Raw genomic sequence first — 15,663 nt, 5'->3', positions numbered from 1 at the left:
ACCTCTCAAAGCTCACTTTTCAGAACAGCCCTCGAATAATAGGCAAAAGCATTCCACGCCTTTGCCTTTCAGTAATCACGCAGAAGCTTTATCGATAAACTTTACTGCATCACCAACTGTAAAAATCGTTTCAGCAGCCTCATCTGGGATTTCTACACCAAATTCCTCTTCAAAAGCCATAACGAGCTCAACCGTATCAAGGCTATCTGCTCCCAGATCATCGATAAAGCTTGCATTTTCCACTACCTTATCTGCATTAACTCCAAGATGCTCCACGATAATTTTCTTAACGCGCTCTACTGTATCACTCATGTTGAAATCCTCGAATTTATATTATTTTCCTATAATTTGGTTAGCTATATCGGGTCATCTAATCAAGCAATAGATGCATTACTCTAAAAATTTTAGCAGCTATTTAAAACACCCTGTGGATATCCCCTACAAAATGAACCAATCTGACATTCCGACATAAATTGATCAACCTACGATATTTAAAGAAATGAATGCATCTTTCCATTTCATTCGTTACTATCTAAAATAATACGACTTATAAATCAATCTGGAATAAAATAAATACTCATATCATTGCCATCCCGCCATTTATATGTAGTGTTTGACCCGTTACATATGCTGCTTCATTGCTCGCTAAATAAACAGCAGCAAAAGCTATCTCTTCCCCACTCCCCATACGCTTCATTGGAATCGCAGCCATAATGGTTTCTTTTTGTTTTTCGTTAAGTTTGTCGGTCATCGCAGATTTAATGAATCCTGGCGCAATACAATTAACAGTGATATTTCGTGAGGCAATTTCTTGCGCCAATGCCTTAGAAAAGCCTATCAAACCAGCCTTTGCAGCACAATAATTCGTTTGTCCAGGATTTCCGACAACACCAACAATAGAGGTTATGTTAATAATCCTTCCATAGCGACGCCGCATCATAAAGTGTATCAATTCACGTGTCAAAGTAGAAGCAGCCGTTAGATTAACCGCCAAGACATCATCCCAGTCTTGATCTTGCATACGCACAAAAAGACCATCTCGGGTGATGCCAGCATTGTTAACCAAAATATCGACACCCCCCATTTCTCTTTCCGCTGCTTCAGCTAATTGCTTAATTGATTCACGCTCAGAAAGATTAGCTGGAAATACAAAAACATCTTGTCCCAAATCCGCAGCTATTTCTTTAAGCTTATCTTCACGGGTTCCATGAAGCCCAATAATTGCTCCTTGCGCATGAAAACAACGCGCTATTGCCTCACCAATTCCTCCCGATGCTCCCGTCACAAGAGCTTTACGACCCGTTAATGTAAACATTTTTCAGACTCCTTGATAGGTTAAACGCCCAGCACTCGTAGTGCTGCTTCTATTTCCTCAGCTGTCCCAATTGTTAATCCCTTTATATCCTTGTTAATACGACGCGCTAAACCTGTTAATACTTTTCCAGATCCAACTTCAAAAAGCGTATCAACTCCATTAGCACCAATCCACTCTATTGTTTCACGCCACCGCACTCTTCCCGTCACTTGTTGGACAAGAAGCATAGCAATACGCTCTGGATTACTCTCTGGTGCAACAGAAACATTAGCAACAAGAGGAACAATAGGAGCCACTTTATTAACAGTCAAAAGTGCATTCTTCATGACATCAGCAGCAGGTTGCATTAAGGTCGAATGAAAAGGCGCAGAAACCGGAAGAAGAAGTGCACGTTTAGCACCTTTTTTTGATGCAATCTCTACTGCTACCTCAACCGCTTTTGCTTCACCCGAAATAACAATTTGCCCGCCACCATTATCATTAGCAATCTCACATAATCCTTCTCTAGAAACAGATTCGCAGATTTCTTCTACATCTTTCTCATCCAAACCAATCAGTGCTGCCATCGAACCTTCACCAACAGCAACTGCTGCCTGCATGGCATTGCCACGAACCCGCAAGAGCCTTGCCGTATCAGTAAGACTAAATGTACCAGCAGCACAAAGAGCTGAATATTCTCCTAAAGAATGGCCTGCAACAAATTTTACTTGTGATTCTATATTAAGGCCCAATTGTTCCATCACACGAATAATTGCCATGGATACAGCCATTAATGCTGGCTGTGCATTTTCTGTTAACGTCAAAACATCTGCTGGCCCTTCAAAAATGATCTCTGATAATTTCTCACCTAAAGCATCATCCACTTCTTCAAAAACCATCCGCGCTGCAACAAATTGCTCTGCAAGTATTTTGCCCATACCAACAAGCTGGCTCCCCTGCCCTGGAAAAGTAAAAGCTGCCACCATCAATCGACTCCTAAAATTGTGCCATTAATTTTCTTCTTTTGATCTTATTCATAAGTACAAATCAAGACAAAGTACCTTATTTAAAACGAATATTTCTCTTAAAGTTGTATTTTAGTGGCGGTATTTGGTATAAAAACTTAGGAAAATATGGGGACACAAACCGAATAACACCCCAACTGACGAAACTTCCTAGAAATGTACCAGCTAAAACATCAAAGGGATAATGTACACCAACAAAAACGCGCGCCCAACAAATCAAGCATAAAAACACCACTGCAAACTTAGACGCAATTTTGTATCGGTAAAGATAAAGACTCGTCATATAAGATGCAATAGTCAAAGCATGATTACTAGGAAAAGAAGCTGTGGCACGATGCTTAATGAGCGGTGTCGTCAAACCCGCAACAAACGGACGTGGATGAAAATAAATAAGAGAAATAAGATAACCTACAAAAAGAGCCGTACAAATGCTCACGCAAATACTCAATACGACGCGTCGTTCCATATTCTTACCGCAAAACCACAGCACCAAAAGATGTAGTGGAATAATGTAAATCAAAAACTTTGCACAAAAAATACTAAACAAAACTAAAATTGACCATGATTGATGATTCCCAGCAAACATTTCAAAAAGTGCAACATCAATCTGGTTTAAAAAATCCATTCTTCTCTCCTTCCTTCTTATAGCTTTACAGTATCGTCTCTTTGTAAAAGAGTAAAATGTATAAAATATAAGACTCAAAAATCATATTTTTTACGCGCATAAACTTGCTATTTTTAAAGATAAGCTGTAAATGTCAAACGTTCGTTACCGGCACTTTGGCTGGAGGTTGAACGGAGGGCTGGAAAATAACCAGTAGGAAGTGCGATATTTCCGACCTCCCGTATCTCCGCTCTCGAATGTCTCGAATTATAAACGCGTCCTTTCTTCTTTGGGTCTCCAAAAAAGACAAGTCGCAGAGGCTTTGCGCTAAAACCGGTGAAGTTTAATTGAAGAAAGGCAAAACAATGGCTCTTTATGAACATATGTTTCTTGCCCGACAAGATATTGCACCGCAGCAAATTGATGAGCTTTTGAGTGTCTACAAAGGTGTCATTGAAGCGCACGGTGGAAAAGTTGGGCGTGTAGAAAACTGGGGTCTTCGTCCCCTCGCTTATCGTATTCGCAAAAACCGTAAGGCTTACTATATACTGGTTAATATTGATGCACCAGCCGCAGCAATTGCCGAAGTTGAGCGTCAAATGCGTATCAATGAAGATATTTTGCGTTACATGACCATTCGTGTAGAAAAACACGAAAAAGAAAAATCTGCTATGCTCTCGCGCCTTGACCGAAACAGTCGCATTGGCCAAGATGAAGAGCGTCCTCGCTCTACACGTCGTCAACGTGAAGATGTCATAGAAGGAGTAGAATGATGACTGAACTCAATCAGACTGCAACACGTCGCCCCTTTCATCGCCGCCGCAAAACATGTCCGTTTTCGGGTGAAAATGCTCCAAAGATTGATTATAAAGACATCAAGTTATTACAACGTTATATTTCAGAGCGTGGGAAAATCGTTCCTTCACGGATTACGGCTGTTAGTCAGAAAAAACAGCGTGAATTGGCGAATGCCATCAAACGTGCCCGTTTTCTCGGCTTGCTTCCATACGTTATAAAATAATATGCAAATGCACTCTGCAGCTGGGTATCTTCCCAGCCGCTTTTCTTGTATGATTCAGTGAAACACCTAATTGCGAATTATATGAAGATATTAAAATACTAAAGTTGGGGCATTGCAGTGCTCCTAACTGCAAAAAGCAGGACAGCGGCAAATGAAAAATTTTCGTACTTATGAGATAATGACAGGTGTTTTAGCTGGATTGTTTGCTGTCGTAATAGGAATGGCAATCATCAGTATCGCAAATGTTGCACCCTATTTTTCTCTCCTTCTTGGTTGCTTTCTTTCACTCCCAGTTTTCATTGTTGCTTTCGGTCGAGGAACATTAGCCAGCATCTGTGCCTTAATAAGCGCTACTGTCGTTCTTGTTGTAATTACTAATGTTTACATTGGTGTTGGCTTTATGTTATTGTTTTTCCTTCCTGCTGTCTATGCTTCTTGGCTTCTTGGACTTGCACGACCAACGCAAGAGGGAAATTCGCTCGTATGGTATCCATTGTCATTGGTTGTTTTTCATTTAACCAACTTCATTGCTCTTATATCAAGCTTCGTCGGACTCTATATCGAAACTCGTCCATCAACGCCTTTCATTGCGAAAAAAGTTACTGCGGACATAGCACAAGTTCTGCAACAATCACAATCACTAAAGGAAACCGATATACTTAGGTTTAGCGAACTTTTAATAACGCATGCAGCAACTTTGACAGCTATTGCTTTGGCCGTTTACAGTCTGATTTTTCTTATTGGTAATCTCTATTTTTCAATAATAACAGCACAACATGTGAAATGGCTAAAAAGGCCCCATGATGATTGGAGCCAAACTCTCCGTATTCCGATTTCTGGAATTGTTATTTTTATTGTTGTTTGCATAGCATCGCTGATTGAGTTGGGTTTTACTCTTAATTTGATCGTGCGTGTCTTTAGCTCTGCATATACTGTCATCATATCAATCAGTGGCTTAGCATATCTCCACAATATTACCAAAGGAATAAATGGTCGAATTATTATACTCTCCCTTGTTTATATTGCTATTTTAACTGTCGTTTTTGCTCCACCTCTTTCTTTCATGATGCTTCTCATGGGTATTTGGGCAGCTATTCAATACAACTTTCAATCACGCAAAAAACTTCACTAATTTATTTGTTCGAAAGGAAAAACTATGGATATTATTCTACTTGAGCGCATTCCGCGTCTTGGTCAGATGGGTGATATTGTTTCAGTCAAAGACGGTTATGCACGTAATTTTCTCTTGCCTCAAGGCAAAGCTTTGCGTGCTAATGAAGCTAACAAAAAACATTTTGAAATACAGCGGGCGCAGCTTGAAGCTCGTAACCTTGAACGAAAAAGTGAAGCACAAAAAGTTGCTGAAAAACTTGATGGTCAATCCTTTATTGCCGTCCGTTCGGCTGGTGAAACAGGGCAGCTTTACGGATCTGTGTCAACACGTGATATTTCTGAAATCATAACAAACGAAGGCTTTTCTATTGGACGCAATCAGGTTGAACTTAATCATCCAATAAAAACGATCGGCCTCCATACCATCACTCTTACCCTCCACCCTGAAGTGCAAATCGCTGTAATCATTAATGTAGCGCGTTCAACCAGTGAAGCACAACGCCAAGCAGAAGGTGAAACACTTACTTCTGCTGCAGCAATATACGATGTACAGAAAGAGCCATTTGCAGAAACTCAAGAAGACTCTCTCACAGAAGGTAAGGAAGAATCATTAGCAGAAGAAATGGATGGTAATGATGCAAACAGCTTCAACGAAGAGGCTTAGTTATCATTTTTTCTCTCTATCGTGTATTTTTATTGTTTGCCGTTCATTCTATTGAGATGTCATAAAATACTCAGCCTCAAAAGCTGAGTATTTTATTATAGACATAGTGTAGAACTGAATTTTTGCGGAAAAATCACCTTTCAGGCATTAGTGGAAAGCCTCAAATACCCAAAACTATAATTAAAGTGATGGGAAATACTCTCATATGTTGTTTCACTGAAATAAAAATAAAAAAATCGTTTTAAGTCTTGCACTTTTAAAAGGATGTGTCTTGTATGGATAGTAAATTTCTTATACCCCTGACATCATCTGACATAATTCCGATCACATGACGTCAAACACGCGAAAATTAGATATTGCGGTTTTTTAGAAAACTGGAAACGTAACTTCGAAAATTTATCCGATATTCTTACCAAAAATTTTAAATTATAAAAAAATAAAATATAAAGGAATATATTATATATAGAGTGCTACACGTTATTATAGGTAAGCGATTGGAGAATAAGAATCTTTAAAAAACTTAAACTGTGGCTTTCATTTAAACGGAAATTCGTCACCCTACCCTTTTAGGTATAACACTCGATGTCTTGCTTAAAAGACATCAAACGCAAATTTTAATGGAAAAAATTGTTATGGAAGAAACAAGCGTTATCAACTTTAGCTCTTCGCAGAAAGAAGATCCCGCTTCTTTTCGACAACTCCCGCACAATATTGAAGCCGAACAAGCATTGCTTGGAGCAATCCTTATTAACAATGATGCGCTTGATCGCGTTTCAGATTTTCTAAAACCAAGCCATTTTTTTGACCCCTTGCATCAAACAATCTATGATGTTTTGTTTAAAATTATCCAAACAGGAAAAACAGCAAATCCAGTTACCATCAAATCCTTTATTCCAGCCGAAGAAAAAATTGGCGATATCACCGTCTTTAATTACGTTGTGCGTTTAGCAAAAGAAGCCGTGACAATCATTAATGCTGAAGATTATGGACGAGTCATCTATGATCTTTTTATCCGACGCTCCTTGATTAATCTTGGAAACGAAGTCGTCAATACAGCCTTTGATGCTCCTGTAAATCTTACACCAGCCCAACAAATTGAAACTGTTGAACATCAGTTATTTGAACTGGCAGAAAAAGGAAAATATGGCGGTGGATTTGAAAATTTCGATGAAGCTGTCAAAAAGGCCATTGATATGGCCACCGCTGCCAAAAAGCGTTCCTCACATTTATCAGGGATAGCCACCCACATTAAAACACTTGATGAAAGAATGGGAGGGTTGCAGCCTTCTGACTTAATTATCCTTGCAGGACGCCCTGGTATGGGAAAAACCGCACTTGCAACCAATATTGCCTTTAATATTGCCAATGCTTGCAAGCGTGATGCCTCAACACAAGAAAATGAAGGAGGCATTGTTGGATTTTTCTCGCTGGAAATGTCAACAGAACAGCTTGCAACGCGTATTATTTCTGAGCAAACAGAGGTCTCTTCTTCCGACATCCGGCGTGGAAGTATTTCAGAAGAACAATTTTCAAAAATAATTCGCGCAATGAATCGTTTACAAAAAGCGCCACTCTATATCGACCAAACTGGGGGAATATCAATCACGCAATTAGCAGCACGTGCACGGCGTCTAAAGCGGCAACACGGTTTGGATGTCTTGATTATTGATTATATCCAGTTAATGACCAGTAATTCAAGGCGTTCATCTGAAAATCGTGTTCAAGAAATTACAGAAATCACCACGGGTCTCAAAGCATTAGCTAAAGAATTAAATGTTCCTATTATCGCTCTTTCACAACTTTCACGCCAAGTTGAAAATCGAACAGATAAACGCCCACAACTTTCAGATTTGCGGGAATCTGGTTCAATTGAACAAGATGCTGACATTGTGCTTTTTGTCTATCGTGAAGAATATTATCTCAAAAATGAAGAACCTAAGCTAGGAAGCCCTGAACATGTGAAATGGCAAGACGCAATGGACAACGTTTCGGGAAAAGCTGACGTTATTGTTGCAAAACAACGCCATGGACCAACGGGAACCGTTCATCTTGCCTTTCAGTCTGATTTCACACGCTTTAGCGATCTGGCAGACAGTAATTATCTGCCAGAACAGATTGGTTAAATCACTATGGCACGCATCCGTGTTCAATTTATCTGCCAAAATTGTGGTACTGTTCATTCACGCTGGGCTGGAAAATGCAATTCCTGTGGAGAATGGAATTCCCTCATCGAAGAAAATATGAATGGGGGCATTGGTACTGGCCCTGTGCAAAATATTCGTAAGGGGCGTGTCGTTGCACTTACGTCTCTTTCTGGAAATATCGAAGATGCTCCTCGCATCCATTCTGGCATTGCGGAACTCGATCGTGTTACGGGAGGTGGTTTTGTGCGTGGGTCAGTATTACTTGTTGGTGGCGATCCTGGTATTGGAAAGTCAACATTGCTCACACAAACAGCAGCAGCCTTATCACAAAAAGGACATCACGTTATCTACGTTTCATGTGAAGAAGCCATTGCACAAATCTGCCTTCGTGCACAAAGGCTTGGTGCTGAAAATACCGTATATCTTAATAACCGTGAAAATTTTTTGAGCCAACTATAAATAAAGTCGCCAAAAATCTCGCTTGTACGGCGTCATCTACCTCGCGACAATAACCCAAATGATAAAATTGTAAAACTAAAAAATAGTTTCCAATCCTTCTGAATTAAGAGAAAATTCTGTAAAATATAAACGATTCTTGATACAAAAAACCTCCGTAAACTCAATACACCTTTACAGTCATAAAAAAAGAGAGAAATGGATGCGCACACTAGATGAAAAAGAGAAAGATAGCAGTGGATTTGAAAGTTTAAATGAAGCCCTCAAAAGAGTTCTCGATATGGCCACCGCTGCCAAAAAGCGTTCCTCACATTTATCAGGGATAGCCACCCACATTAAAACACTTGATGAAAAAATGGGAGGGTTGCAGCCTTCTGACTTAATTATCCTTGCAGGACGCCCTGGTATGGGAAAAACCGCACTTGCTACCAATATTGCCTTTAATATTGCCAATGCTTGCAAGCGTGATGCCTCAACACAAGAAAATGAAGGAGGCATTGTTGGATTCTTCTCGCTGGAAATGTCAACAAAACAGCTTGCAACGCGTATTATTTCTGAACAGACAGGGGTTTCTTCTTCCGATATCCGGTGTGGGAATATTTCAGAAGAACAATTTTCAAAAATAATTCGTGCAATGAATCGTTTACAAAAAGCGCCACTCTATATCGACCAGACTGGGGGAATATCAATCGCACAACTGGCAGCACGCGCACGGCGTCTCAAGCGACAATATGATTTAGATGTCTTAATTATTGACTATATCCAGTTAATGAGCAGCAATTCAAGGCGTTCATCTGAAAATCGTGTTCAAGAAATTACAGAAATCACCACGGGTCTCAAAGCATTAGCTAAAGAATTGAATGTTCCTATTATCGCTCTTTCACAACTTTCACGCCAAGTTGAAAATCGAACAGATAAACGCCCACAACTTTCAGATTTGCGGGAATCTGGTTCGATTGAACAAGATGCTGACATTGTGCTTTTTGTCTATCGTGAAGAATATTATCTCAAAAATGAAGAACCCAAGATAGGTAGCCCTGAACATATGAAATGGCAAGACGCAATGGATAACGCTTTTGGGAAAGCTGACGTTATTGTTGCAAAACAACGCCATGGACCAACGGGAACCGTTCATCTTGCCTTTCAGTCTGATTTCACACGCTTTAGTGATCTGGCAGACAGTAATTATCTGCCAGAACAGATTGGTTAAATCACTATGGCACGCATCCGTGTTCAATTTATCTGCCAAAATTGTGGTACTGTTCATTCACGCTGGGCTGGAAAATGCAATTCCTGTGGAGAATGGAATTCCCTCATCGAAGAAAATATGAATGGGGGCATTGGTACTGGCCCTGTGCAAAATATTCGTAAGGGGCGTGTCGTTGCACTTACGTCTCTTTCTGGAAATATCGAAGATGCTCCTCGCATCCATTCTGGCATTGCGGAACTCGATCGTGTTACGGGAGGTGGTTTTGTGCGTGGGTCAGTATTACTTGTTGGTGGCGATCCTGGTATTGGAAAGTCAACATTGCTCACGCAAACAGCAGCAGCCTTATCACAAAAAGGACATCACGTTATCTATGTTTCAGGTGAAGAAGCCATTGCACAAATCTGCCTTCGTGCACAAAGGCTCGGTGTTGAAAATACTAAAGTTAAGCTCGCCGCTGAAACCAATGTTGAAGATATTCTTGCAACCTTAAGCGAACATAAAAACCTTGATATGGTTATTATCGATTCCATTCAGACCTTGTGGTCAGATGCAGCGGATTCAGCACCAGGAACCGTTACACAAGTGCGCATCAGTGCTCAAGCAATGATCCGCTTTGCCAAAAAAACAGGAGCAGCTGTTGTTCTTGTCGGCCATGTTACAAAAGATGGGCAAATTGCTGGTCCTCGGGTTGTCGAACATATGGTTGATGGCGTTCTCTATTTTGAGGGTGAAGGTGCTCATCATTATCGAATTCTTAGAACTGTAAAGAATCGCTTCGGACCAACGGATGAGATTGGCGTTTTCGAAATGTCTGATAAAGGATTACGGGAAGTGCTTAATCCATCTGAACTTTTTTTGGGAGAAAGAAATGAAAAAGCACCAGGAGCTGCTGTTTTTGCAGGAATGGAAGGAACGCGCCCAATATTAGTAGAAATTCAAGCGCTTGTTGCTCCCTCTTCATTGGGGACACCACGACGTGCCGTTGTTGGATGGGACGGAAATCGCCTGTCAATGATTCTCGCTGTCTTAGAAGCTCATTGCGGCATTCGCTTTGGACAACATGATGTCTATCTTAATGTTGCAGGCGGATATCGCATATCAGAACCAGCAGCTGATTTAGCTGTTGCAGCAGCTCTGGTGTCCTCTCTCACAAATATTCCTCTCCCGCCGGATTATGTGTATTTTGGTGAAATAAGCCTTTCAGGGGCTATTCGCGCAGTAGCACATTCAGGACAGCGCATCAATGAAGCCAAAAAACTCGGCTTTCAAGGTTCTGTTCACCCCACAGCAACAACGGAAACGCTAAAATCGCTAACCTTCCAACAAAAAACATTCTCCGACCTTCCTGAATTAGTCGCTTCTATTGCCACAGGTAAAAAACACCCCACATCACAGGCATGATAATAAAGAAAAAATTATACAAAATACAAAAGATCCTTGCTATAAGAATAAAAAATAGCATAACTAGCAAAGTACTTTTACACTTTTAAAACAGAACGCAATTTTATGCATAAGGAATAAACAAATGAGCATAACAGTTCTTGATGGAATTGTCGTAGCAATCATCCTGTTTTCTGCCTTTCTCGCCATGCTCCGAGGATTTTCACGTGAAGTATTGTCGCTGATGTCTTGGGCAATCGCAGCTGTTGCTACACTGTTTTTATTTAAACCCATATTACCTTTCTTTGAACAATATATCTCTAACAAAATGGTCGCATTAATCACCACATTGATTGTGATTTTCATTATTGTTTTGATTATTACTTCCATCATTACAATGAAAATATCTGATTTTATTATTGATAGTCGCATTGGTATACTTGACCGCACTGTCGGTTTTATCTTTGGGGCACTGCGCGGCTTATTAATTATGGCCATTGGCATGTTACTTGTTAATTCGCTTATCAAACCTGAACAACAATCTGACTGGCTCAAAAATGCAAAAACAAAACCTATGCTCGATTCATTGGGCCAAAAGATTGGGGACTTATTGCCTAAAGATCTCGATACAGTTCTCGAAAAAGCAGAAAAATTCTTTAAAAGAGAGGATGCAAATACAAATGATAAGCACCCTCATGAAAATATATCCCGACAAAATGGAAAATAGTTTGTTATTAGGGAAAAGATCTAGATAATATGTAATAATATATGATACTAATCATTCTTCACATTATCATCGAGAGAATACAATGACAAAAATCGACATTCCCTTTGAGGAGTTTTCACTAGATGACGATACCCTTCATGAAGAATGTGGAGTTTTTGGTATTCTTGGGCATGAAGATGCAGCAACATTAACAGCTCTTGGGCTCCATGCACTTCAGCATCGTGGACAAGAAGCAGCTGGAATTGTTTCCTACCATAACAAAATGTTTCATCAAGAAAAGCATCTAGGTCTTGTCGGTGATCACTATACAAATCCTGCAACACTTGCCCGTTTACCGGGAAATCTTGCTATCGGGCATACCCGTTATTCAACAACTGGAGAAATAGCATTACGCAATGTTCAGCCTCTTTTTGCTGAATTAAAAGTTGGGGGGATTGCTATTGCCCATAATGGCAATCTCACAAATGGTCTTACATTACGCCGAAAACTTATTGCCTCAGGTGCCATCTGTCAATCAACATCAGATTCAGAAGTTTTTCTCCATCTTATTGCCCGTTCACGCTATGAATCGTCATCTGATCGTTTTGTTGATGCTATTCGGCAAGTGGAAGGTGGATATGCCATGTTGGCACTCACGCGCACCAAGCTCATTGCTGCACGTGATCCAACAGGTATCCGACCACTCGTGATGGGAGAACTTGATGGCAAACCAATCTTTTGTTCCGAAACATGTGCTCTTGATATTATTGGAGCAAAATATGTCCGTGATGTTAAAAATGGGGAAATCATCATCTGCGAAATACAAAAAGATGGGGAGATCACTAAAAAAATTATAAAACCAGAGACTGATAAACCAGAAAAGCTTTGCCTTTTTGAATATGTCTATTTTGCGCGTCCTGATTCAATTGTTGGAGGACGTAGTGTTTATACAGTCCGTAAAAATATGGGTATTCATTTAGCGCAGGAAGCACCCTGTGAGGGTGATGTTGTAGTTCCCGTTCCTGATGGTGGAACGCCCGCTGCAATTGGTTATGCGCAAGAAATTGGAATTCCCTTTGAGCTCGGTATTATCCGTAATCATTATGTTGGACGCACTTTTATCGAACCAACACAACAAATTCGAGCTTTTGGAGTCAAATTAAAACATTCTGCAAACCGTTCTGTAATCAAAGGAAAACGCGTTATTCTGGTTGATGACTCCATTGTACGTGGAACAACATCTCTTAAAATTGTGCGAATGCTCCGCGATGCAGGAGCAAAAGAAGTTCATATGCGCATTTCTAGCCCTATGATTTTCTATCCTGATTTTTATGGTATCGATACACCTCAAGTTGAAAGCCTGTTAGCTAATCAATATCCAGACCTAAAATCTATGTGCAATTTTGTTGGAGCTGACTCACTAGAATTTCTTTCAACGGATGGCCTTTACCTCGCTGTAGCAGGAGAAAAGCGAAATAACGCTGATCCGCAATTTACAGACCATTATTTTACCGGACATTATCCTACACATCTGGTCGATCAAGAAAGTATCCCCAAAATTCATCAATCATTTCTCCTTAAAACAAGAAATTAATGATAAAAAAAAATGTTTTTAGTCTCTTTGGTCGTGTTGCACTTGTTACCGGTGCTTCAAGGGGAATTGGCTATCATTTAGCGTTAGAGCTCGCAGCACGCGGTGCTCACATTATCGCTCTTGCACGGACGATGAATGGACTCACCGAACTTGACAACAAAATTCGAGAGAAAGGGGCTTCTGCAACACTCGTCCAGCTCGACTTACATCATATGGAAAACATTGATACTCTTGGTGTTTCAATTGCTAAGCGCTGGGGAAAGCTTGATATTATGGTTGCAAATGCAGGAATTCTTGGAACACTCTCACCAATAGCGCACATCGAAAATACGGTATTTGAAGATGTTTTTCAAATAAATCTCATTAGCCAATGGCGCTTAATGAAAGCAATTGAACCCTTATTGCGTAAATCTGATGCTGGACGAGCAATTCTATTATCTTCGAGTGTTGCTCATGTTGCACGTGCTTTTTGGGGACCTTATGCAGCTTCTAAAGCTGCTTTAGAAATTATTGCTCGCTGTTGGGCAGAAGAACTAAAACAAACCCCTATCAAGATTAATTGTGTTAACCCCGGTGCAACACGCACTGCCATGCGTGCACAAGCTATGCCTGGTGAGGATCCTCAAACTCTACCCTCCCCACAAGAAGTTGCAGCAAAAATAGTACATTTATCCTCACCTGATTTAAAAGAAACAGGCAAACTCTTCAATGTCCGTAAAAATCGGTTTATGGATTATCATACTCCTGATTGATCAATGATAGAGAAATGACCATCCTGAATTGAATTTCTCTCTGCTTCTATTTTGCTCATCCTCCCTCAAACTATAAAACTCTATGATTTTTGGATAGTTTTAACACTGCTCTCTTTTTCTTCCAAAGCTACCCGTTTATTATAAGCCATAAAACTACAGGGGAGAAAAATCATATAGCCAACAGCTGTGATCAATAAAGTATGCCATGTATAAGTAGCAAGAAAACCTACATAAATAACAATACCCAGCATAAATGGTACAACGATATCACGTCTCAAATTTTGATCAATTGTTTTTGCGTTCCATACTGGTAAACGGCTAACCAAAAGAAAAGCAATAATTACAGTATAAAGGCTAAAAAATAATGCCCAACTCCAACTTGGTATCAAACCAAGAGCCCCCAAATACATAGGTAATAAAAGCAATAATGCCCCTGCTGGTGCAGGAACACCAATAAAATAATTTCCCTGCCATTTCGGTATATCTATGTTATCCAACATCACATTAAAACGGGCTAATCGCAAACAACAAGCAACACAATAAACAAGGGCTGCGACCCAACCGACTTGGTGCGCTTGATTCAAAATAAAGGAATAAACAATAAGCGCAGGTGCTACACCAAAATTAATAACATCCGCAAGAGAATCCATCTGCGCTCCAAAAGATGAACTCCCATCCATCAAACGAGCGATACGACCATCAGCCCCATCTAGGATTGCTGCCAAAAGTACCATTAAAATAGCAGCCTCATAGCGATGCTCAAAAGCCAAACGAATACTACTCATCCCCGCGCAAATTGCCAAAATCGTGATAATATTGGGGATAACATAGCGCATAGGCGTGGGTGAACGCCACCAATTTCCAGCATCATCATGCTGTCCCTCAGGATTAAATGAAGAAAATAATGAAAAAAACCTCATTGTTTGTCCTAATCAAATCTGAAATCAGTTGTAGCATTCTCATCATCAAAAGAACCTAAAACCGTTTCCCCAGCAATTGCTGTCTGACCAACTGCAACACGCAATTTCACTTCAGTTGGTATATAAATATCAAGGCGAGAACCGAAACGAATCAACCCAAATCGTTCTCCGGTAATAACGGAATCGTTCTCTTTTGACCAACAAACAATCCGGCGAGCAACCATCCCAGCTATCTGTACCATACCAATTTTACCATGTTTGCTGTCAATCACGAGCCCATTACGCTCATTAAACTGACTGGCCTTATCAAGCTCAGCATTCGCAAATTGACCTGGGCGATAAACAATAGACTCTATTGTACCATTTATGGGAATACGGTTGATATGACATGAAAAAATATCCATAAACACAGAAATACGGATCATCTCTTTATTCCCCAATCCCAATTCTTCAGGCGGAACACACGGTTCAACACATGATATACGCCCATCAGCAGGAGACATAACCCAATTTGAATTTAGTGGAATTACACGATCTGGATCGCGAAAAAAATATATACACCACACAGTGAGAATAAGACCACACCAAAATAATGGACTCCATATCCACCCAAGAATGAGTGAAATAACAAAAAACGTTACAATAAAAGGATAACCTTCTTTATGAATTGGCACAAAGCTATTATGGATAGATTGCAGAATACTCATATAATTTCCTATTCATAGATATGATCTAAATACGTCATAATTCTTTTTGTTCCTCCATATCCTTCCGTATACT

At 40.1% G+C, this 15,663-nt stretch carries 16 protein-coding genes and 1 pseudogene; 11 read left to right on the top strand and 6 right to left on the bottom strand.

What is annotated here, in order from left to right; genetic code table 11:
* Nucleotides 1-75: 75 nt before the first annotated feature.
* The 4 genes from ABD915_RS00790 to ABD915_RS00775 all read right to left on the bottom strand — a co-directional run bounded on the left by ABD915_RS00790 (nucleotide 76) and on the right by ABD915_RS00775 (nucleotide 2,944).
* Nucleotides 76-312 (bottom strand): acyl carrier protein, encoded by a 237-nt coding sequence (locus ABD915_RS00790; RefSeq protein ID WP_004860281.1) that lies wholly within the window; start codon nucleotides 310-312, stop codon nucleotides 76-78.
* 265 nt (nucleotides 313-577) lie between these two features.
* Nucleotides 578-1,315, bottom strand: a complete 738-nt coding sequence (gene fabG / locus ABD915_RS00785) for a 3-oxoacyl-[acyl-carrier-protein] reductase (protein WP_345113759.1) — start codon at nucleotides 1,313-1,315, stop codon at nucleotides 578-580.
* A gap of 20 nt (nucleotides 1,316-1,335) precedes the next feature.
* The gene (gene fabD, locus ABD915_RS00780; RefSeq protein WP_345113756.1) at nucleotides 1,336-2,280 is read right to left on the bottom strand and encodes an ACP S-malonyltransferase; all 945 of its coding nucleotides are present in this window, start codon (nucleotides 2,278-2,280) and stop codon (nucleotides 1,336-1,338) included.
* 76 nt (nucleotides 2,281-2,356) lie between these two features.
* The gene (locus ABD915_RS00775) at nucleotides 2,357-2,944 is read right to left on the bottom strand and encodes an undecaprenyl-diphosphatase (protein WP_345113753.1); all 588 of its coding nucleotides are present in this window, start codon (nucleotides 2,942-2,944) and stop codon (nucleotides 2,357-2,359) included.
* A gap of 344 nt (nucleotides 2,945-3,288) precedes the next feature.
* Here ABD915_RS00775 and rpsF point away from each other — a divergent pair, with 344 nt between their 5' ends.
* From rpsF to ABD915_RS00720, 11 genes and pseudogenes are all read left to right on the top strand, one after another.
* A complete protein-coding gene (rpsF, locus tag ABD915_RS00770; protein ID WP_345113750.1) occupies nucleotides 3,289-3,696 on the top strand; it encodes a 30S ribosomal protein S6 in 408 nt (135 codons plus the stop codon).
* Nucleotides 3,696-3,944 (top strand): 30S ribosomal protein S18, encoded by a 249-nt coding sequence (gene rpsR, locus ABD915_RS00765; RefSeq protein ID WP_345113748.1) that lies wholly within the window; start codon nucleotides 3,696-3,698, stop codon nucleotides 3,942-3,944. The genes rpsF and rpsR overlap by 1 nt, the downstream gene beginning before the upstream one ends.
* Before the next feature lie 151 nt (nucleotides 3,945-4,095).
* Nucleotides 4,096-5,076, top strand: coding sequence for a hypothetical protein (locus tag ABD915_RS00760; protein ID WP_345113745.1), 981 nt, complete (start codon nucleotides 4,096-4,098; stop codon nucleotides 5,074-5,076).
* Between the two features lie 24 nt (nucleotides 5,077-5,100).
* Complete coding sequence (gene rplI, locus ABD915_RS00755) at nucleotides 5,101-5,721, top strand: 50S ribosomal protein L9 (protein ID WP_345113743.1); 621 nt, start codon at nucleotides 5,101-5,103, stop codon at nucleotides 5,719-5,721.
* 632 nt (nucleotides 5,722-6,353) lie between these two features.
* Nucleotides 6,354-7,844: a replicative DNA helicase gene (locus tag ABD915_RS00750; RefSeq protein ID WP_345113944.1), complete on the top strand. Its 1,491-nt coding sequence runs from the start codon at nucleotides 6,354-6,356 to the stop codon at nucleotides 7,842-7,844.
* A 6-nt stretch (nucleotides 7,845-7,850) separates the two neighbouring features.
* Nucleotides 7,851-8,282, top strand: a pseudogene (locus ABD915_RS00745) (ATPase domain-containing protein); the annotation flags it as partial.
* Nucleotides 8,283-8,523: 241 nt separating this feature from the next.
* Nucleotides 8,524-9,531: a replicative DNA helicase gene (locus tag ABD915_RS00740; RefSeq protein ID WP_425548167.1), complete on the top strand. Its 1,008-nt coding sequence runs from the start codon at nucleotides 8,524-8,526 to the stop codon at nucleotides 9,529-9,531.
* A 6-nt stretch (nucleotides 9,532-9,537) separates the two neighbouring features.
* The gene (gene radA / locus ABD915_RS00735) at nucleotides 9,538-10,932 is read left to right on the top strand and encodes a DNA repair protein RadA (protein WP_345113741.1); all 1,395 of its coding nucleotides are present in this window, start codon (nucleotides 9,538-9,540) and stop codon (nucleotides 10,930-10,932) included.
* A gap of 124 nt (nucleotides 10,933-11,056) precedes the next feature.
* Nucleotides 11,057-11,638 (top strand): CvpA family protein, encoded by a 582-nt coding sequence (locus tag ABD915_RS00730; RefSeq protein ID WP_345113738.1) that lies wholly within the window; start codon nucleotides 11,057-11,059, stop codon nucleotides 11,636-11,638.
* 82 nt (nucleotides 11,639-11,720) lie between these two features.
* The gene (gene purF / locus ABD915_RS00725) at nucleotides 11,721-13,211 is read left to right on the top strand and encodes an amidophosphoribosyltransferase (RefSeq protein ID WP_345113736.1); all 1,491 of its coding nucleotides are present in this window, start codon (nucleotides 11,721-11,723) and stop codon (nucleotides 13,209-13,211) included.
* Complete coding sequence (locus tag ABD915_RS00720) at nucleotides 13,211-13,963, top strand: SDR family NAD(P)-dependent oxidoreductase (protein ID WP_345113733.1); 753 nt, start codon at nucleotides 13,211-13,213, stop codon at nucleotides 13,961-13,963. Before purF ends, ABD915_RS00720 begins: the two co-directional genes overlap by 1 nt.
* A gap of 80 nt (nucleotides 13,964-14,043) precedes the next feature.
* On the opposite strand, the gene pssA is transcribed toward ABD915_RS00720, so the two are convergent.
* Both pssA and ABD915_RS00710 read right to left on the bottom strand, forming a co-directional pair.
* Complete coding sequence (gene pssA, locus ABD915_RS00715; RefSeq protein WP_345113729.1) at nucleotides 14,044-14,883, bottom strand: CDP-diacylglycerol--serine O-phosphatidyltransferase; 840 nt, start codon at nucleotides 14,881-14,883, stop codon at nucleotides 14,044-14,046.
* 8 nt (nucleotides 14,884-14,891) lie between these two features.
* The gene (locus ABD915_RS00710; protein ID WP_345113725.1) at nucleotides 14,892-15,590 is read right to left on the bottom strand and encodes a phosphatidylserine decarboxylase; all 699 of its coding nucleotides are present in this window, start codon (nucleotides 15,588-15,590) and stop codon (nucleotides 14,892-14,894) included.
* Between the last annotated feature and the right edge of the window lie 73 nt (nucleotides 15,591-15,663).

It is taken from the genome of Bartonella jaculi (assembly GCF_039543045.1).
GTDB classification, from domain to species: Bacteria; Pseudomonadota; Alphaproteobacteria; order Rhizobiales; family Rhizobiaceae; genus Bartonella; species Bartonella jaculi.
The sequence above is the reverse complement of the archived record's forward strand: the minus strand, read 5'-3'. Positions and strand labels throughout refer to the sequence as shown.